Origin of the sequence: Vitiosangium sp. GDMCC 1.1324, from assembly GCF_003044305.1 — a bacterium.
Classification (GTDB): domain Bacteria; phylum Myxococcota; class Myxococcia; order Myxococcales; family Myxococcaceae; genus Archangium.
Map to the genome: position 1 here is coordinate 908,522 of NZ_PZOX01000001.1, position 18,040 is coordinate 926,561.

Genomic DNA, 18,040 nt, shown 5'->3' on the forward strand with positions numbered 1-18,040 from the left:
ACACCATGGCGTCAGCACCCATCATCGAGGTGAACGCGGAGCACCCGCAGCCGAGGCACGTGCAGCGCGCGGTGGAGGTGCTCTCCAGCGGCGGGGTGATCGCCTATCCGACGGACACGTACTTCGGCCTGGGGTGCGATCTGGGCTCGAAGAAGGGAATCGAGCGGCTGTACCAGCTCAAGGGGAGGGACAGGAAGAAGCCGCTGTCGTTCCTGTGCCCGGACCTGTCGGACGTGGCGAAGTACGGGCACGTGAGCAACTTCGCGTACCGGACGATGAAGAGCCTGACGCCCGGGGCCTTCACGTTCATCCTCGAGGCCACGCGGCTGGTGCCCGAGGCGATGATGTCGAAGCAGAAGCAGGTGGGCATCCGCGTGCCGGACTCGGAGCTGGCGCGGGCGCTCGCCGCGGCGCTGGGGCGGCCCATCGTCACCACCTCGGCCACGGACGCCGAGGGCGAGCCCCTCATCGACGCCAAGGACATCAAGGATGCCCTGGGGCACGGGTTGGATCTGATCCTCGATGGAGGGGTGAAGCTGATGGAGCCCTCGACGGTGGTGTCGCTGATCGGCGACCAGATCGAGGTGCTGCGGCAGGGCAAGGGCCAGCTGGACTGAGGGCCGCGGAAGCTCCGCGGCCCCTGCCTCCGCCGAAGAGCCCGGAAGAGGCTTCAGGAGAAGATGTGCTGGCCCGGGGCCAGGACGTTGTCCGGGTCGAAGCGCGCCTTGTCGTAGACGAAGGTGTCCCAGACGGGGCCGAAGTGCTCGCGCCAGTCGGCTCGGCTCATGGGCACCGAGTCGATGGGGTAGCGCTTGCCTCCGAGAGCGACGAGCTCCTCGTAGATGGCGCGGTTCTTCGCGACGAGGCTCGCCGACTGCTCCGGAGTGGGCGGGACGGCGGTGCGCAGCAGGGAGAAGAGGAAGGCGTGGCGGCCCGGGGGCACGCGCGAGAACGGCGCGGTGAGCCGGCCCGGGTGGAAGGGATAGAGCAGGATGGGCCCCTGTCCCATGTCCGCCTCGGTGGTCCGTGACAGCACGCTCTGGACGAAGCGCACCGCGTCGCACTCGGGCACGAACAGGTTCAGCCAGGGGTGGGGGTAATCCCAGATGCCGATCTGCTTGAGCAACTCCACGACGGGAGCCAGGCGGTTGGCGAAGTCGAAGTAGCTCTCGTCGACCGCCTGCACGGTGCCCGGCAGGTAGGACAGCCCGGAGAGCAGCCGCGAGTCATCCGGCTCGGAGCCCGGTGCGTAATACTTCGCCACCTCGAGCTGGAAGGTCCACGTGCCATTGCCCGAGGGCGACACGGAGCCCTCGACGTAGTCGAAACGGCCCTCGTCGATGAGCCGGGTCTGGTCCGCCACGAAGACGGCGATGTCCGTGTAGCGGGCGGTGTAGTAGCGCACGCGCGGCGGCACGGCCACCAGACGCACGCGGGCCCGAACGATGATGCCGAACTGACCCAGGCCCGCGCGGATGGCGTCGAACAACCGGCGCTCCCGGAAGGGAGAACAGCGCACGAGCTCGCCCCGGCCGGTGACCACGTCCAGTTCCAGCACGTTGTCCACCTGCAGGCCCGAGCGGAACGCCTGCCCGCCAATGCCTCCCACTGACAGCGTGCCGCCGATGCTCAGCTCGATGAAGTCCGTGAGCGTGGGCGGGCTCTTGCCCAGGGGCACCGTGGCCTGGAGCAACTCGTGCCACCGCACGCCCGCGTCCACCCAGGCGCTCGTCTCGTTGATTTCGTGGATCGTGGAGAGCGCGGACATGTCGATGACCACGCCCGCTTCCACCTGCGCCTGGCCCTGGGTGCTGTGGCTCTCTCCGATGCCGCGAGCACCGGCCACCTTCAGACCGTGGGTTCGCGCGAAGCGGACCATCTTTACGATGTCTTCCACCGAGCCGGGGACCAGCACGGCCCAGGGCTGTTGGTGGACGATGTGGCCATAGTCCTCGGCGGCCGCTGAGCGTGTGGCCGGGTCGACGAGGAGCGCTCCGTCCAGCGGTGGCAGGCTGATGCTCTCGGGCGATGGGCTGGCGGCCCAACTGCGCTGGAGGGGGTTGAACACGGTTACGGCGGCCACGAGCGCTCCCTGCAAGAGCGTCCGGCGGGGAAGGGTACGGCTCGTCATGTGCACCTCGGTGGCGAAGGTGGGGAAGCGGCCCTTCTAGCGCCCGGTCCTGACGCACTCCCAGACACCGCCAGAGGATTCAGCCAGTGAAATGGGGACGCGAGAGCCGGAGTGGCAGGTGAGATCCGGCGATGTTATGGGTGGCCCCATGAGCGATCCCGTGACGATCAGGGTCTGGTCCGACTTCGTTTGACCGTGGTGCTACGTCGGCCTCGTGGAGGTCGAGAAGCTGAAGAAGGAGTACGACGTTCAGGTGGACTGGCGTCCGTTCTTCCTGCGCCCGGAGACCCCCCCGGAAGGGTTGCCCCTGCCGGCCTACGTGCGCGAGCGGATGAAGGATCCGAACAATCCCCTCAAACTCAGGGCAGCCCAGGCCGGGTTGAAGATGGTGGAGCGCGAGATCATTCCCTCGACGAGGCGCGCGCACCAGGCGGCGGAGTTCGCCCGGGACCAGGGAGCGCTCGAGCCATTCCATGCGGCGCTGCTGAGGCGCTACTGGAGTGAGGGGCAGGATCTCTGGCAGTGGGAGACGCTCCGAGGCGCGGCGCAGGAGGCGGGCCTGGATCCCGAGGCGATGCAGCGGGCGGTGGAGGAGGGCCGTTACCTCAAGGTCGTCGAGGACGCCATCCGCGAGGCCCACGAGATGGGCATCCAGGCCGTGCCCACCTTCGTTCTCGGGGACCGCTTCGCGCTCCAGGGTGCACAGGAGTACGGCGTCTTCCAGAAGGTGATGGAGCGCCTGGGCGTCAAGCCTCGCGCCACGCGTCCGGACTGAGCAGGGCACGGCTCCGAGCACTCAGGCGAGAGGACTCCGGTGCCGGGGTCCGCTCACTTGCCGGAGCCTCGGGCTCGGCTACCCTGCGAGCCCATGGAAGGGTACCTCGACGCGTTCATCGCCTTCATCCGTGCCGAGCGGGGGCTGTCCGGCAAGACGGTGGACGCCTATGCCGCGGACCTGGCGGTGTACTTCGCGGACTTGAAGCGCAAGGGCATCACCGACGTGGCACGCGTGAAGGAGGACGACATCACCGGCCACCTGGTGACGCTGAGCTCGCGCAAGCTGTCGAGGCGCAGCCAGGCGCGGCACCTGGCGGCGATCCGGGGCTTCCACCGCTTCCTCGTGGCCGAGAAGTACGTGGACAAGGATCCCACCGAGGATCTCGACACACCGCGCTCGGCGCGCAAGCTGCCCGTGTTCCTCACGCTGGAGGAGGTGGAGCAACTGCTCGCGGCGCCGGACGAGCGCAATCCGACGGGCATCCGGGACAAGGCGATGCTCGAGGTGCTCTACGCCACGGGCCTGCGCGTGAGTGAGCTGGTGGGCCTGGGTATCAACGACATCCAGTTGAGCGCGGGCTACCTGGTGGCGAAGGGCAAGGGCGCCAAGGAGCGCATCGTCCCGGTGGGCACCATCGCGGCGGAGAAGGTGCGAGCGTACCTCGAGGGGTCGAGGCAGGCGCTGCTGGGCGAGCGCGAGTCGAAGGCCCTCTTCGTCACCCCTCGCGGGGATGGCTTCACGCGGCAGGGCTTCTGGAAGCTGCTCAAGCGCTACGCGCTCAAGGCCGGCATCCGCAAGCCGCTGTCACCGCACAAGCTGAGGCACTCGTTCGCCACGCACCTGGTGGAGCGTGGCGCGGACCTGCGAGCGGTGCAGGCGATGCTGGGCCACGCGGACCTGGCGACCACGCAGATCTACACGCACGTGAACAGCGCGCGGCTGCGAGCCGTGTACGACAACGCCCATCCGCGCGGAGACGACGTGCGCGGCCGCGGTGGAGTCATGGGGGGCCGGGCCGCGGCGAGGAAGAGGGCAGGGGACGCATAGCGCCCCGCGGCCCGGCGCAGGTCACGTCAGGGCGTGGGAGCCGCCACGTTCTGGCCGCCCGTGGGGGCCTGCTGACCCTCGGCCGGAGCGGCCGCTGCCTTCTCGGCCTCCTTCTGCCTCGCGGCCTCCGCCTCGGTGCGCTTCTGCGTCTCGGCCTCCACCACCTTCTGCATGTTCGCTAGGCCGTTCTCGAAGTCCTTCCCGACCATCGAGTCCATGTCCGCGAACAGCGAGAAGGCCTTGCCCATGAAGTCGTTGTGGCCCTCCATCTTCCAGTTCACCGAGACCCCGTCGGCCGTCGGGGTGAACGTGAAGGTGGTCGTGTTGGTGGCCTGCCAGGGCTTGAGGAACTCCAGCTTGATGCGGATGACCTCGTTGGCATTGCTCTCCTCGATGGTCATCCGGCCCTCGCCGACCTGGTCATTGCCAGACCAGCTGTAGATGGAGCCCGGGCCCGTGGGCGGACCTTCGAAGGTGCGCTTCTGGTTCGGATCCAGCTTGTCCCAGGGAGACCACTGGCTCCACAGGTGGAAGTCGTTCACATATCCGAAGGCGATGTCCGGCGACGCCTTGAACGTGGCGGTGCGCTGCACGGTGAATGCGGACGGACGCATGGCGATGATGCCGAGCAGCGCCACGAGGACGACTGCGACACCAATGAGGATCTTCTTGAGCATGGGGAGGTCCTTGAGCGACGGAAACAAAGGCGGTCACCTCTTAGGTGAGAGACCTTTCCGGTCGCAAGAGTCCGGGCCCCCGGACTCCCTGGAGGGCGCGGACCGCCGTACACCACGAGTCACATGTGCCCGGAACCCCCGTGTGGCACCGCATGGGTCGCTGAGCCCGGCGCTGTTTCCGGGCTCGCGGGCGCTGGCTCAGAAGGGCGTGTCGGGGGCACGGCGCATGGTGTGCGGGGTACTACCGGAGAGGTCAGAAGTAGGTATAGAATAGGTGACCACAACGGTAGGGAGGCGGAGATGGGAAAGGGAAAGAAGCCGGCGACGTACGAGGACATCGAGGCGCTGCCGGTCGGTTGGGTAGGGGAGATTTTGGGCGATGAGCTGGTGGCCTCACCACGGCCGGCCATGCCCCATGCGCGGGTGGCCTGGGCGCTCACCGCCCTGCTGGGCCCCGCTTTCGATCTGGGACAGCCAGGGGTACGCGGTGGGTGGTGGTTCCTCTACGAACCGGAGATCCATTTCGGACGGGACGTCGTGGTGCCGGATCTCGCGGGCTGGCGCCGTGAGCGAATGCCTGATCCATCGTTCATGGACGAGCCGTTCGCGACGGTGGCTCCGGACTGGGTGTGCGAGGTGCTCTCGCCCTCGACGGAGGACGTCGACAGGAGACGCAAGCTTCCGCTCTACCACCGAGAGGGTGTGAGCCATGTCTGGCTCATCGATCCGGCAACACGCACCCTGGAGATCTACCGACGGCAGGCGCGAGGCTGGCGGCATGTGGCCCGCCACAGCGGCGATGGAGAGGTACTCGCCGAGCCTTTCGACGCGATGGCGTTGAAGCTGGGTGCGCTGTGGTTGTCTCGGCCCGGCGCTCAGAGCACGACGACGGGGATTCCGTAGGGGTCCGTCTTCGCCTTCCGCCCCGGCGCCGTGTTGTCCGGCATCACCTTCGCGATGCCCGCGTCCATCAGCCGCCGCAGGGCCCGGTACGCCGCCAGCTCGCCCATGGCCGCGTTCCTCAGCACCTCGCGCACGCTCCGGCTGCCCCGCAGCTTCGCGTACAGGTACAGGTCGTCCGCCGTCAGTGACGGCGGGATGGGGCGCGGCAGCGGCTCGAAGTACATCTTCCCGTCCAGCGCCAGCACCTCGTCCGCCAGCGCCACCGTCAGCCGTACCTCCGTCTCCCGGTACAGCGCGTGCGCCTCCGGCACCGGTGCCCGTTCCAGCACCTGTCCCGCCACCGCCACCGCCTCTTCGTACCGCTCCGTCTCCACCAGGCCCCGCGCCAGCTCCAGCAGATCCGCCAGCGCCGTCGTCTCGCCTACCTTCGGGCCCCTCGTCTTCCTCGGCGTCAGCGCTCCACGCCGGTACAGGCGCAGCACCCACCTCGCCCCGTGCAGCGGACCCTCCGGCGACGCCGCCAGCAGCTCGCTCAGCGTGGCCCCCGTCTCGGCCAGCTGCAGCAACTGCTCCTCCGCCGCCGACACCGTCTCCACCGCGAACTCCCGGTACACCCCGAACGTGGTGCCCGGCCCCGGGAACAGATCCCAGAATACCTTCCACTCGAGCAGCCGCGTCAGCGCGTCCCGGTGCAGCTCCTTCAGGCCCAGCTGCAGCTCCACCGCCCGCCCCAGCGGCGGCAGCCCCGGGCGGAACTCCACCTCGCCGGACTCCCACCCGTAGCAGTCGAAGAGCGCCTCGCGCGCCTTGTGCTCTAGCGCCTCCTGCAGCCGCGCCCTCGCCACCAGCCCCCGCTCCACCACGAAGGTTCCAAACGGCACCTCCGCCGCCTCCGCTGCTTCGAAAGCCTCCGCGGCCCTCTCCGCGTCCAGGATCCGCAGCCTCGCCAGCACCTGTCCCAGGTGTTCTCTCGGCTCGCTCGAGCTCTCGCCCACCAGCAGTCCGCGCTGGAAGAAGAAGTGTCTGCGCACCGCCCCCCGCTCCACGCGCAGCATTCCGTCCACTGCTGGTGCCTCGAAGAACGCGGGCATCAACAGCTGCAGCCGGTAGCTGGCCAGATTCCCCTTGAACCTATCCATGTCGGGGGGCTTCCTTCTCGTTGGGGGGAGCAGCAGGGTAGCGGAGGCGCTTCCTCCTCGCAACCCTCTGATTTCACGTGGCTTTGTCCCGCGTTCCAAGAACTCCCCAGGAGTCGGGCTGGCCGGGGAGCGGGCGGGCGGGCTCCGGGCCCGCAACGGGCTTGCAGGAAAGTTGCAGGGTGCCCCTGGGTATGCGAACCAGGGCTGTCACCCCTTTCGTGTATAGGCGTGGAAGTCCATGCGGATCCTCTCGGGAGTCCAGTCTTCGGGCCGGTTACACATCGGCAACTACTACGGCGCCCTCCGGCAGTTCGTCCAAATGCAGGACGAGGGCGAGGCGTACTACTTCATCGCCAACCTGCACGCGCTCACCACCGTGCGAGACCCCAAGCTCGCCGAGGAGCTCACGCGTGAGGCCGCCATGGCGTACCTCTCGCTCGGGTTGGATCCGAAGAAGGCCGTCCTCTTCCGGCAGAGCGACGTGAAGGAGGTGCTCGAGCTCAACTGGATCCTCGGCACCGTCGTGCCGCACGCCCACCTCGAGCGCGCCCACAGCTACAAGGACAAGATCGCCAAGGGCATCAGCCCGGACTTCGGCCTCTTCGCCTACCCGGTGCTCATGGCCGCCGACATCCTGCTCTACAGCGCGGACTTCGTGCCGGTGGGCAAGGATCAGATCCAGCACATCGAGTTCGCCCGCGACTGGGCGGTGAAGTTCAACGTCACCTACGTGCCGGGCTACGACCCGCAGGACTCCGAGGGCAAGGAGAAGGGGCACGCCCCCGGCATCCTCAAGCTGCCGGCCGCGCGGGTGCAGGAGAGCACCGCCGTGGTGCCGGGCGTGGACGGACAGAAGATGTCCAAGTCCTACGGCAACACCATCGAGCTGTTCGGGGACGAGAAGGAGATCAAGAAGCGCATCATGGGCATCAAGACGGACTCCACGGCCGTCGAGGCGCCCAAGCCCACCGAGAATGCCCCCCTGTACGATCTGCTCAAGCTGATGCTGCCCGAGTCGCGCTTCCCGGAGGTGGATGCTTCCTGGCGCGCGGGCGGCAAGGGCTATGGCGAGTACAAGAAGCTGCTCCTCGAGGCCTACCACGACACGTTCGGGCCGGCGCGCAAGCGTTACGAGGAGCTCAAGCGCGACCCCGCCGAGCTCGAGCGCATCCTCCAGGATGGCGCCGAGCGGGCCCGTGCCGAGGCCTCCCGCCTGATGCAGCGGGTGCGCCGCGCCGTGGGCATTCCCTGAGCCTGTGAAGGACGTCTGGTGACCGCAGGTCGTCGCAGCACCCCTCCCAGTGAGGAGACCTTCGAGGCGGACGTCCCCCGCAGTCCGGGCGACGCCTTCCGGGTCGCCTTGCCCAATTTCGAGGGGCCGCTCGACCTGTTGCTCCACCTCATCAAGGAGCACCGGCTCGACATCTTCGACATCCCCCTGGCGCTCATCACCGAGAAGTACCTCGAGCACCTGGAGCGGATGCGGGAGATCAACCTGGACATCGCCGGGGAGTTCCTGGTGATGGCGGCCACGCTGGCGCACCTCAAGAGCCGCATGCTGCTGCCGCGTCAGGACACCGCGGAGCAGGCGGCGGACGCGGTGGCGGAGCTCCAGCAGGAGGACGCGGGCGACCCGCGCGCCGAGCTGGTGCGCCGCCTGCTCGAGTACCAGAAGTACAAGGACGCCGCCGAGCACCTGGCGATGCAGGACATCCTCGAGCGCGATGTGTTCCCGCGCCGGGTGCCCGTGGAGGCCGTGCCCATCCCCGAGGAGGAGGTGGGCCTGCAGGAATTCTCCGTCCTCAAGCTCATCGAGTCGCTGGACCGGGTGCTGGAGCGCCTGACGCCCAAGCTGCAGCACGAGGTGGTGCGCGAGAAGGTGAGCATCACCGAGGCCATCCGGCGGATCGCCGAGCGCCTCAAGGGCCAGGAGTCGGTCTCCTTCTTGAGTCTGTTCGAGGAGCAGCGCACGCGGCAGGAGGTGGTCATCACCTTCCTGGCCATCCTGGAGATGGTGAAGCGGCGCCTGCTCAAGGTGCGCCAGGAGGCCCCCCTGGCGGACATCCTCCTCATGCCCAACGGGGACGCCCTGGAGCGGTTGCTCCCATCGGAGGTGGACGAGAGTGACTACCGGTAACAACGGCCCCGACGACTCGGGCTCCAAGCCGAAGCGCGGCTCGGGCGGCCCCAGCCCCTTCACCGAGGAGGAGATCGCCGCCGTCACCGGCCCCGGCGACGAGGACGAGCTGGAAGACTCGGACGTCGCCACCATCGAGGCCGACGAGGCCCCGGATCTCCAGAGTTCCTTCGAGAAGCTCGCCCAGAAGAGCCGCAGCCTCTCCCCGGAGCGCATCCGCACCGTGGTGGAGAGCGTGCTCTTCGTGGCCGACAAGCCGTTGGATCTGGATCAGCTCTACGAGGCCACGGGCATCGACCGCGAGAAGGTTCAGGAGGCGCTCAACCAGATCTCCGGCGTCCACCGGGACGGCATCAGCGGCATCGTCCTGTACGAGGTGGCCGGCGCGTGGCAGTTCCGGACGGATCCGCACTCGGCGGAGTACGTGCGGCGCTACCTGCGCGTGAAGCCCCAGCGCCTCACCCGCGCCGCCGTGGAGACGCTGGCCATCATCGCCTACCGGCAGCCCGTCACCCGCCCCGAGGTCGAGGACATCCGCGGCGTGGACTGCGGCGCCGTCATCAAGGCCCTGTTGGACCGCAAGCTGATCAAGATCCTGGGCAAGAAGGAGGAGGTGGGTCGGCCCATGCTGTACGGGACGACCCGCGAGTTCCTCGAGTTCTTCGCCCTCAAGGACCTGTCCGCCCTGCCCACCCTGCGCGAGTTCCACGAGCTGACGCAGGAGCACCAGGAGATCGTCGAGAAGGAGCGGCCCGCCGCCCCGAGTGCCAGTGGCACGGTGGAGACGCTGGCGGACCCCGAGTTCCAGAAGCGGATGGAGAAGAGCGTGGCGGCCTCCGAGGCCGCGCTCGAGGAGCTGGAGCAGGCCATGGACGCCGCCGAGAAGACCCAGAAGGCCACCACCAGCATCCTGAATCCGACCCCGCCCCCCTCCGAAGGCGAGAAGGAGACCGAACCCGCTTGACGGGTGGGCGAAGAAATGGAAGGTGGCGGTAATGGCTGAACGTTTGCAGAAGTACCTCGCGCGCGCGGGCGTGGCCTCGCGCAGGCACGCGGAAGAGCTCATCACCGCCGGACGCATCACGGTGAACAACCAGAAGGTCACCGAGCTGGGCACCAAGGTGTCCCCGGGAGACCTGGTGACGGTGGATGGCAAGCTCGTCACGCCCCCCGAGGAGTCCTCGTACTACCTCCTCTACAAGCCCGTGGGCGTGGTGACGACGCTGTCGGATCCGCAGGGCCGGCCCACCGTGGCCGGCTACCTCGAGGAGACCGGCAAGCGGCTCTTCCCCGTGGGCCGGCTGGACTACGACGCGGAAGGGGCGCTGCTCGTCACGGATGATGGGGCGCTCGCGCACAAGCTGACGCACCCCAGCTTCCAGGTGCCGCGCACGTACCTGGCGAAGGTGAAGGGCTCGCCGGACGCGGCCACGCTGGACAAGCTGCGCGGAGGCGTGCGGCTGGAGGACGGCATGGCCACGCCGGTGTCCGTGGACGTGTTCGAGCAGGCCGAGCGCAACACCTGGCTGAAGCTGGTGGTGGCCGAGGGCCGCCCGCACCTCATCAAGCGGCTGTGCGCCGCGGTGGGCTACCCGGTGGTGCGCCTGTACCGGCCGTCCTACGCGGGCATCACCGTCGAGAGCCTGCGCCCCGGCGAGCTGCGGCCGCTCACCCCGAACCAGGTGCGCCAGCTCCAGGAGGTGGCGGATGGGAAGGCCACGCCGGCCGAGCGGGCGCTGAAGCTGCCCCCGCGGCGTCACGGGCGCTCGGCGCCGGGCTTCGCGGCGGACGTGGACGAGGACGATTTCGGTGAGGAGGCTCCCGCGCCGGTGCGAGCGCGTCCGGCGGGGAAGCCCGCGCGTGGTGCCCGGACGGAGCGCCCCGAGCGCAAGGCGGAGCGGCCGGCGCGTGCGGCTGGCCGTCCCGAGCGCAAGGAGTTTGCCCCACGGGGTGAAGGAGGCTCCCGGCCCGCGTTCCGTGGTGCGACGGGTGGCCGTGCCGAGCGCCGCACGTGGACGCCTCGCGAGGACGAGCAGGAGGAGCTCCAGAGCGAGCGTCCCGAGCGCGAGGAGAGGGCGCCTCGGGGCGAGGAGCGCGGCGAGCGCGGTGCCCGCCCGGAGCGTCGCGAGTGGGCTCCCCGTGGTGAGGGGCGGGGTGGTGAGCGCGGTGCCCGTCCGGAGCGCAAGTCTTTCGGCGCGGGCCCCAGTGCCGAGCGCCGGGTCCCCGCTCGCGGTCCTCGTCCCGAGCGCAAGGAGTGGGCGCCTCGGGGTGAGGAGCGCGGCGAGCGCGGTGCTCGTCCGGAGCGTCGCGAGTGGGCTCCCCGTGGCGAGGGTCGTGGCGGTGAGCGCGGTGCCCGTCCGGAGCGTAAGTCTTTCGGCGCAGGCCCCAGTGCCGAGCGCCGGGTCCCCGCTCGCGGTCCTCGTCCCGAGCGCAAGGAGTGGGCGCCTCGGGGTGAGGAGCGTGGTGCGCGTCCCGAGCGCAAGGAGTGGGCGCCTCGTGGAGAGGGTCGTGGCGGTGAGCGCGGTGCCCGCCCCGAGCGCAAGCCTTTCGGCGCGAGCCCCAGTGCCGAGCGCCGGGTTCCCGCTCGTGGTCCCCGTCCGGAGCGCAAGGAGTGGGCGCCTCGGGGCGAGGAGCGTGGCGAGCGCGGTGCTCGTCCGGAGCGTCGCGAGTGGGCGCCTCGTGGAGAGGGCCGCGGCGGTGAGCGCGGTGCCCGTCCCGAGCGCAAGGAGTGGGCGCCTCGGGGTGAGGACTCGGGACGCCCGGCGCGCCGCGGTGCGGCACGCCCGGAGGGCGAGGGGGCCGGCGAGGGCTCCAAGTCCTTCGTGAACTGGCGGGCCAAGAAGCACCAGGGGCCCAAGCCCGAGTGGTCCTCGGGTTCTTCCCGGGGCGCTGGGGGGCCCAGGGGACGAGGGCCTCGCAAGGGCCGCTGAGTCGTGGGCGGTCGCGCGCACCGCTGATATAACCTCCGGCGTCTCACGCCTTCCCTCCCCGGAGAACGATGCGAACCGGCGCGCGCACCTTCCTCGTCGTCCTGGCCCTTCTCGTCACCGCCGGGTGCAGCGGCAATCGAGACCAGCTGCTCGCGGATCTGCAGAGCCCTCGCCCCGAGGTGCGGGCTCTCGCCGTGAAGAAGCTGGCCGACGAGTCCCGTCCCGACGACCTCGCCCTCTTCACCCGCGCGGCCAAGGACCTGGCCTCCATCGTCCGTGGCGAGGCCGCCGCCGCGCTCGGCAAGAGCCAGGATCCCCGCGTGGTGGATCTGCTCGGCGAGCTGCTCGAGGACTCCGACGTGGACGTCCAGGGCAAGGCGGCCATGGCCCTGGCGCAGGTGAAGAATGACAAGGCCAAGGCCTACCTCACCCTGCAGTACGGCCGCCGGGGCCGCCAGACCCGGCAGGTCATCGTCCAGGCGCTGAAGCAGGCCAACGTGCCGGGCGCCATGGCGGAGGTCGTCGCCGCCGAGTCCAAGGCCATCTGGGAGCGCAACCTGCTGGCCCTCACCGAGGGCTCCCTTCCCGAGCGCGTGGGCGCCGCCGAGGAGCTGGGCAAGAGCGGCCGCCCCGAGGCCTTCAACCGGCTCATGCCCCTGGTGCGCGACAGCCAGGTCATCCTCGCCGCCGCCGCGGTGCGGGGCCTGGGCGACCTGGGTGACAAGCGCGCGGTGGCCGCCATCCTGCCCCTGCTCGACGAGAGCTTCCCCGACCTGCGCGAGTCCGCCATCACCGCGCTCATGCGGCTGCAGGAGCCCCAGGCCATTCCCCGTCTGCAGGCCGTGGCCGTGGAGAAGAGCTCCGTGAGCCCCCTGGCCATCGACGCCCTGCTCGACCTGCCGCGCCAGCCGGAGACCGATGCCGCGCTGTGCGCCATCGCGCTCGACGCCGTGACGACCGAGGCCATCCCCGTGGCCCGGGCGATGCGCGATCGCGGCGGCTGCCCGCTCGAGACCATCAACGACCGGCTGTCCCGGCCCGCCTCCGCCGCCAGCGGGTTGCAGGCGGTCATCGGCCTCGGCCCCGCGGCGAAGGACGCACTGCCCAAGGTGCTGCCCTACCTCACCCAGGGCGACGCCACCCTGCGCGCGCTCGCCGTGGACGCGGCCGCGGCCATCGGGGACGCCTCCGCCGCGCCCGCGCTGCAGAAGGCCTTCGAGCAGGAGCTCGCGTCCGTGCAGCCGCTCCGGCAGGACTGGGTCACCCAGGCGCTGCCCGAGCGCTACGGGCCGGGGTTCGATCCCTCCCAGCCGCCGCCGCCGGGCGACTCGGCGGAAAAGCAGAAGCAGAAGGGCGACAAGCACGCCAACCTCATGTCGCGCGTGAAGGCGCTCAACGCCGCCAAGGCGCGCAGCCTGGGCCGGCCCGTGGTGCAGCAGCGCGTGCCCACCGAGCTGTTCGACGACGTGGAGTCCTCCCGGCTCGAGCCCCTGGCCGGGCTGCTGCGCGCGCTCGGCTCCGTGAAGGCGCCCGGGGCCCTGGCGCTGCTCAAGGGCTTCGCCGGGGACTCCAGCGTGACGCTGCGCACCGCCGCCCTGGTGGGCCTGACGCGGCTCGGGCCCGAGGGCGTGGCCCTCGCCAAGAACGGGCTGTTCGAGGCCGAGAGGGATCTGCTGAAGGCCCTGGCCCAGGCGCTCGCCGAGCAGGGTGATGCCGGACAGTCCGCCCTGGTGGAGCTGCTGCCGCAGATCAGCGGCGAGAAGCTGGTGCTGCTCGAGGCGCTGAACCGGAGCGGTGCTCCGGCCTCCTCGGCGGAGGTGCTCGAGAAGGTGGTGTCCGAGGGCGGTCCCGAGGCCGTCCTGGCCGCCTCGCTGCTCGGCCGCATGAAGGCGAAGACGGCGGTGCCCGTGCTGGTGAAGGCGCTGGAGGATCCCTCCAGCGTGGGCCGGCGTGAGCTGCTCACCGCCCTGGGGGAGATCGGCGACAGCTCGGCGGCCGAGCTGGTGGTGCGCGACCTGTACCATGATCTCCCGGAGATCCGGGCCGCGGCGGCCGGCGCGCTCGCGAGGATGGGCACGGGCGCCCAGGCCGACGCACTGGACGCGCTCAAGAGTGACTACTACCGTCGTGTCCGGGAAGCCGCCGTGACGGCGTTGGCGAAGACAACGACCGCGGCGGAGGGGGCACGCTGACATGGAGCCACGGCAGCTCAGGGACAAAGCCAACGAGGCCCTCACCAAGGGGCGCTTCTCCCGAGCCGCCGAGCTCTTCGAGGAATACTGTCAGCAGGACCCGAAGGACTACCAGGCCCGCGTACGCCTGGGGGACGCCTGGGTGAAGGTGGGCAACAACGCCCGCGCCATCACCGCCTACCAGGCCGCCGCCGAGGGTTTCGCCCGCGAGGGGTTCCTCCCCCGCGCCATCGCCGCCAGCAAGCTCATCCTGGAGCTGGACCCGTCGCACCAGGGTGTCCAGCAGATGCTCGCCGGCCTCTACGCCCGCCGTGGTGGAGCGGGCGGTGCCTCCCGCGCGATAACGCCCGCGCCCACCCCCGTGAAGCAGGCCGTGGCCACCGAGCCTCCGGCTCCGGCTCCGGAGACCCGGTCCGCGCTGTTCATCGAGCTGCCGCCGGAGATCGACGAGGCCCTGGCCGAGGAACCAGCCGCCGAGGCTTCCGCTCCCGACGGGGAGGCCGAAGCGCCAGCATCCGCCCCAGGCATCGAGGTGGAGCTGGACCTCGAGGACGCGGGCGACGCTCCGCCCACCGGGCCCGCGGCGGACATCGAGGTGGAGCTGGATCTCTCCGACGCGGAGAAGGGGAGCGGCGAGGCCGCGCCGTCCCAGCCCACCGTGGCGAAGGCCGCGCCTCCGGGCCTGCGCCGCCGTTCGAGCGATGCCCGGCCCCCCGAGCCGGAAAAGCCAGAGGCTCCGGCGCCTTCTGTTTCGGAGCCTGCTCCCCAGCCCCTCCGGGTGGCTGCTGTGCAGGCTCCGTCCTCGCGCGTCGAGCGCTTCACGCCCCAGGACGGTGTGGACTTCCAGCCCCCCGTGCCGGGCAGCACGCCCTTCACGGAGCTCGCGGTCCAGGCGGACTCGCTCCTGCACGCGGTGGAGCTGGCGGCGCTCGCGGGCGCGGGCGCGGAGTCGCAGCCGGAGCAGGAGCCGGTTCCATCCGGGCACGCGGCCGACGACCAGGGCTCGGCGGGCAGCGAGGAGCCCGTCTCCGAGGCCCCTTCGCAGGACGACGGGGGGCTGCCGAAGATCCCCCTCTTCTCGGATCTGCCTCGGGACGCCTTCATCGCGCTCTTCGAGCGCTGCCCGCTTCGCCGCTTCCCCGAGGGCGCGCTCATCATCGAGCAGGGCACTCGGGGCGATGCCTTCTACGTCATCTGCGCGGGCCGCGTGCGCATCGTGCGCCAGTCCGGCGCCGAGCAGCGCAACCTGGCCGTGCTGGGCGAGGGCGCTTTCTTCGGTGAGATGGCGCTGCTGTCCGGTGCGCCGCGCTCGGCCTCGGTGGTGAGCGCCTCCGAGGAGACGCAGCTGCTGGAGATCTCCGCGCCCGTGCTCGCGGCCCTGTCGCGCCGCTTCCCTCAGGTGGCCAAGGCGCTCCGGCGCTTCTGCCGGCAGCGGCTGCTGTCGGACGTGGTGAACACCTCGGCGCTCTTCCAGCCCTTCGGCCGCAAGGATCGGCGCGAGCTGGTGGAGCGCTTCCGGGCCCGGGAGGTACGCCGGGGTGACACCATCATCCACGAGGGCGCGCAGGTGGACGGCCTCTACGTGGTGCTCTCCGGCGAGGTGGCCGTGAGCAAGGGGGGCCAATCGCTGGCGCAGCTGCACGAGGGCGAGCTGTTCGGCGAGATGTCCCTGCTCCAGAAGACGCCGGCCACCGCCACCGTGACGGCCGCGCGCAACACCTCGCTGCTGCGGCTGCCCCGCGAGGTCTTCGACACCCTCATCCTCACCCACCCGCAGATCCTCGCCCTGGTCTCCGAGCTCACCGAGTCCCGCCAGCGCAGCAACGCGGCCCTCCTCGGAGGGCAATCCGAAGTCGAAAGGGAGACGGTGGAGCCTCACGAGGAGCTGTTGCTGTTCTGAAGCCCGCTTCCTTGGAGAGGGAGTGTCCTCGGCGAACTTCCACGCGTTGGGGGCCCGCGAAAAACTGCGGTATGTGTGAGGAATGGTGCGGAGTTCATTCCTCGCAGTCCTGGCACTTTTCACCGCGGGATGTGCCTCGCAACGGCTGGCCGGCGCGGACCTGGATCGGGTAGCGCGGCCCGCCTTCATCTCCCGCATCGAGATCGATGCAGGCCCGCGGAGCCTCGTGTTCCGCGAGGACAGTGCCTACAAGGACAAGCTGAAGAAGCTCGAGCCGAAGGAGGCGGATCGCCGTCTGCAGGCGAAGCTGACCTCGGCGGTGACGCGCTTCGAGGTCTCCGAGCGCCTCCGGGTGAACACGTTCCGGCTGCTCCCTCGGGAGCGGCCGTGGGTGGACGCGTTGGATCCGGCGCGGGTGGCGACGATGCTGGAGAGCTTCCTGGTGGAGGAGGTGCCGGCGAACGCTCCGGACTACGATCTGCTGACGCGCCTGGGAGCGGACACGGTGGTGGAGTTCGTCATCCAGGACTATGGCATGCGCAGCGAGCGCGGGCGCGCGGGCGCGTTCATGCGGGGCTACGCGCGGATGTTCAAGATCAACGGGCGCTCGGAGATCTGGCGCCATCCGTTCCAGGTGGATCGCCTGTCCGAGGGTGCCGAGCACCTGGACCCCTTCAAGGTGGGGAAGGATCCGTCGCTGTTCCGCCAGGAGCTCACGGCGATGCTGGACGTGCTCGCCGATCAGTTCGCCGAGGACCTGCGCCCGAAGGATCGCCGTGCGAGCGCGCTTCCCGGAGGCGCCGAGGGGGGCGAGCCGGACAGCGTGAACCGCGTGGGCCGCGAGCTGCCCGTCCCCGAGAAGCCCGCCGAGCCCGAGCTGAAGCCCGGCGAGCTGCCGGATCCGGATCCGTAGCCGCTAGAAAATGGCGTGCTCGGCGAGGAGCACCGCGAGCCCCAGCACGAAACTCACGAGGGTGATGGGCAGGCCCACGCGCAGGTAGCCGAGGAAGCTGATCTCCGCCCTGCCGCGAGCGGCCTCGAAGACGATGAGGTTGGCGACGCTGCCCACGAGCGTGAGGTTGCCGGCCAACGTGGAGCCGAGCGCCAGCACGTGCCAGCCGAGCACCGGCTCGTGCAGCGTGGGCACCCAGGCGCGGGCGAGCATGACGAAGGGCACGTTGCTGAAGAGGTTGGAGGCCACCAGCGTCAGCCCCGCGAAGCCGAGCGTCTCGCGCCAGGGCGGCCCGGACATGAAGGGCGAGAAGACGCGGTAGATGTCATCCGCCCAGCCGGCCTTGTTCACGCCGTAGACGACGACGAAGAGGCAGGCGAAGAAGAGGAGCAGGACGTAGTCCACGCGCTCGATGGCCTGGCGCGGAGGGCGGCGGGCCAGGGTCATCACCACCGCGGCGCCGGTGAGGGCGCTCCAGCTCATGGGCAGGCCGGCGAAGAAGGCGGCCACCACGCCCAGGAGCGTCACGAGCGTGAGCCCCAGCAGCGGCCGGTCCACGGGAGGCGGGGGCGGGTGGGTGTCGAAGCGCTGGTGGGAGAGCTCCTTGCGGAAGACGTAGAGGAGCCCCGCGACGACGACGGCGGTGGAGACCACGGCGGGCAGCGCCATGTAGGCGACGAACTGCGCATAGGGCAGGCCCGAGGCGCCCTGGATGAGCATGTTCTGGGGGTTGCCGGTGAAGGTGGCCACCGAGCCCGTGTTGGAGGCCATGCACACGGCCAGCAGGTAGGGGATGGGAGGCAGGCGCGTGTCCTCGACCACCACCAGCACGAGCGGGGTGAGCATCAGGCAGATGGTGTCATTGACGAGGAAGGCGGACAGGAAGGCGCTGGTGCAGGCCACGGCCACCAGGAGCAGCCGGGGGGTGTGGGCCTTGCGGAGCGCCCAGGCTCCAGCCGCGCGGAAGAAGGCGGCCTGCGACAGATAGTCCGCCAGCAGCATCATCCCCAACAGCAGCACGAGCGTGTCCATGTCCACGGCGTGCCGGGAGTGGTCGGCGCTGTAGTTGAAGACCTCGGCGGGGGCGACGATGCCGGCCACCACCATGAGGACGGCGCCCACGAGCGCGCCGCCCGGGCGGTCCAGCTTGGGGAAGGGGAGGCGGATGCCCGCGATGAAGACGTAGGTGAACAGGAAGATGGCGAGGGCCAAGGCGGGCGGACAGTAACCGAAAGCCTTCTGCTACGCTGCGCC

General features: G+C 70.1%; 14 protein-coding genes and 1 pseudogene. 11 read left to right on the top strand and 4 right to left on the bottom strand.

Going from position 1 to position 18,040, the window contains the following annotated elements; all coding sequences use genetic code 11:
* Window positions 1–5: 5 nt before the first annotated feature.
* Complete coding sequence (locus DAT35_RS03530) at window positions 6–617, top strand: L-threonylcarbamoyladenylate synthase (protein WP_108065426.1); 612 nt, start codon at window positions 6–8, stop codon at window positions 615–617.
* Window positions 618–670: 53 nt separating this feature from the next.
* On the opposite strand, the gene DAT35_RS03535 is transcribed toward DAT35_RS03530, so the two are convergent.
* The gene (locus tag DAT35_RS03535) at window positions 671–2,131 is read right to left on the bottom strand and encodes an FAD-binding protein (RefSeq protein WP_108065427.1); all 1,461 of its coding nucleotides are present in this window, start codon (window positions 2,129–2,131) and stop codon (window positions 671–673) included.
* Window positions 2,132–2,336: 205 nt separating this feature from the next.
* On the opposite strand from DAT35_RS03535, the pseudogene DAT35_RS03540 reads away from it, so the two are divergent.
* Both DAT35_RS03540 and xerD read left to right on the top strand, forming a co-directional pair.
* Window positions 2,337–2,906, top strand: a pseudogene (locus DAT35_RS03540) (DsbA family protein); the annotation flags it as partial.
* Between the two features lie 93 nt (window positions 2,907–2,999).
* Window positions 3,000–3,956, top strand: coding sequence for a site-specific tyrosine recombinase XerD (xerD, locus tag DAT35_RS03545; RefSeq protein WP_108065428.1), 957 nt, complete (start codon window positions 3,000–3,002; stop codon window positions 3,954–3,956).
* A gap of 26 nt (window positions 3,957–3,982) precedes the next feature.
* Here the strand turns inward: xerD and DAT35_RS03550 are convergent, their stop codons facing one another.
* Window positions 3,983–4,633, bottom strand: a complete 651-nt coding sequence (locus DAT35_RS03550; RefSeq protein ID WP_108065638.1) for an SRPBCC family protein — start codon at window positions 4,631–4,633, stop codon at window positions 3,983–3,985.
* A 300-nt stretch (window positions 4,634–4,933) separates the two neighbouring features.
* Here DAT35_RS03550 and DAT35_RS03555 point away from each other — a divergent pair, with 300 nt between their 5' ends.
* A complete protein-coding gene (locus tag DAT35_RS03555; RefSeq protein WP_108065429.1) occupies window positions 4,934–5,536 on the top strand; it encodes a Uma2 family endonuclease in 603 nt (200 codons plus the stop codon).
* Here the strand turns inward: DAT35_RS03555 and DAT35_RS03560 are convergent.
* The gene (locus tag DAT35_RS03560; RefSeq protein WP_108065430.1) at window positions 5,509–6,675 is read right to left on the bottom strand and encodes a DUF4388 domain-containing protein; all 1,167 of its coding nucleotides are present in this window, start codon (window positions 6,673–6,675) and stop codon (window positions 5,509–5,511) included. The two genes, DAT35_RS03555 and DAT35_RS03560, sit on opposite strands and share 28 nt — an antisense overlap.
* A gap of 238 nt (window positions 6,676–6,913) precedes the next feature.
* Here DAT35_RS03560 and trpS point away from each other — a divergent pair, with 238 nt between their 5' ends.
* The 7 genes from trpS to DAT35_RS03595 all read left to right on the top strand — a co-directional run bounded on the left by trpS (window position 6,914) and on the right by DAT35_RS03595 (window position 16,747).
* Window positions 6,914–7,927 carry a tryptophan--tRNA ligase gene (trpS, locus tag DAT35_RS03565; protein WP_108065431.1) on the top strand — a complete coding sequence of 338 codons (1,014 nt, stop codon included), beginning with the start codon at window positions 6,914–6,916 and terminating at the stop codon, window positions 7,925–7,927.
* Window positions 7,928–7,945: 18 nt separating this feature from the next.
* Window positions 7,946–8,812 carry a ScpA family protein gene (locus DAT35_RS03570; RefSeq protein WP_108065432.1) on the top strand — a complete coding sequence of 289 codons (867 nt, stop codon included), beginning with the start codon at window positions 7,946–7,948 and terminating at the stop codon, window positions 8,810–8,812.
* Window positions 8,799–9,776 carry an SMC-Scp complex subunit ScpB gene (gene scpB / locus DAT35_RS03575; protein ID WP_108065433.1) on the top strand — a complete coding sequence of 326 codons (978 nt, stop codon included), beginning with the start codon at window positions 8,799–8,801 and terminating at the stop codon, window positions 9,774–9,776. The genes DAT35_RS03570 and scpB overlap by 14 nt, the downstream gene beginning before the upstream one ends.
* A 31-nt stretch (window positions 9,777–9,807) precedes the next feature.
* Window positions 9,808–11,742, top strand: coding sequence for a pseudouridine synthase (locus DAT35_RS03580; RefSeq protein ID WP_108065434.1), 1,935 nt, complete (start codon window positions 9,808–9,810; stop codon window positions 11,740–11,742).
* 68 nt (window positions 11,743–11,810) lie between these two features.
* Window positions 11,811–13,934, top strand: a complete 2,124-nt coding sequence (locus DAT35_RS03585) for a HEAT repeat domain-containing protein (protein ID WP_108065435.1) — start codon at window positions 11,811–11,813, stop codon at window positions 13,932–13,934.
* Window position 13,935: 1 nt separating this feature from the next.
* Window positions 13,936–15,834, top strand: a complete 1,899-nt coding sequence (locus DAT35_RS03590; RefSeq protein ID WP_108065436.1) for a cyclic nucleotide-binding domain-containing protein — start codon at window positions 13,936–13,938, stop codon at window positions 15,832–15,834.
* A gap of 82 nt (window positions 15,835–15,916) precedes the next feature.
* Window positions 15,917–16,747, top strand: coding sequence for a hypothetical protein (locus DAT35_RS03595; protein WP_199242788.1), 831 nt, complete (start codon window positions 15,917–15,919; stop codon window positions 16,745–16,747).
* Between the two features lie 3 nt (window positions 16,748–16,750).
* On the opposite strand, the gene DAT35_RS03600 is transcribed toward DAT35_RS03595, so the two are convergent.
* Window positions 16,751–17,998: an SLC13 family permease gene (locus DAT35_RS03600; RefSeq protein ID WP_108065437.1), complete on the bottom strand. Its 1,248-nt coding sequence runs from the start codon at window positions 17,996–17,998 to the stop codon at window positions 16,751–16,753.
* Window positions 17,999–18,040: the final 42 nt, after the last annotated feature.

Bases quoted from the DNA above. Each gene is read 5' to 3' on its own strand.
- DAT35_RS03530 (WP_108065426.1), top strand. From the start codon at position 6: ATGGCGTCAGCACCCATCATCGAGGTGAACGCGGAGCACCCGCAGCCG.
- DAT35_RS03535 (WP_108065427.1), bottom strand. From the start codon at position 2,131: ATGACGAGCCGTACCCTTCCCCGCCGGACGCTCTTGCAGGGAGCGCTC.
- xerD (WP_108065428.1), top strand. From the start codon at position 3,000: ATGGAAGGGTACCTCGACGCGTTCATCGCCTTCATCCGTGCCGAGCGG.
- DAT35_RS03550 (WP_108065638.1), bottom strand. From the start codon at position 4,633: ATGCTCAAGAAGATCCTCATTGGTGTCGCAGTCGTCCTCGTGGCGCTG.
- DAT35_RS03555 (WP_108065429.1), top strand. From the start codon at position 4,934: ATGGGAAAGGGAAAGAAGCCGGCGACGTACGAGGACATCGAGGCGCTG.
- DAT35_RS03560 (WP_108065430.1), bottom strand. From the start codon at position 6,675: ATGGATAGGTTCAAGGGGAATCTGGCCAGCTACCGGCTGCAGCTGTTG.
- trpS (WP_108065431.1), top strand. From the start codon at position 6,914: ATGCGGATCCTCTCGGGAGTCCAGTCTTCGGGCCGGTTACACATCGGC.
- DAT35_RS03580 (WP_108065434.1), top strand. From the start codon at position 9,808: ATGGCTGAACGTTTGCAGAAGTACCTCGCGCGCGCGGGCGTGGCCTCG.
- DAT35_RS03585 (WP_108065435.1), top strand. From the start codon at position 11,811: ATGCGAACCGGCGCGCGCACCTTCCTCGTCGTCCTGGCCCTTCTCGTC.
- DAT35_RS03590 (WP_108065436.1), top strand. From the start codon at position 13,936: ATGGAGCCACGGCAGCTCAGGGACAAAGCCAACGAGGCCCTCACCAAG.
- DAT35_RS03595 (WP_199242788.1), top strand. From the start codon at position 15,917: ATGGTGCGGAGTTCATTCCTCGCAGTCCTGGCACTTTTCACCGCGGGA.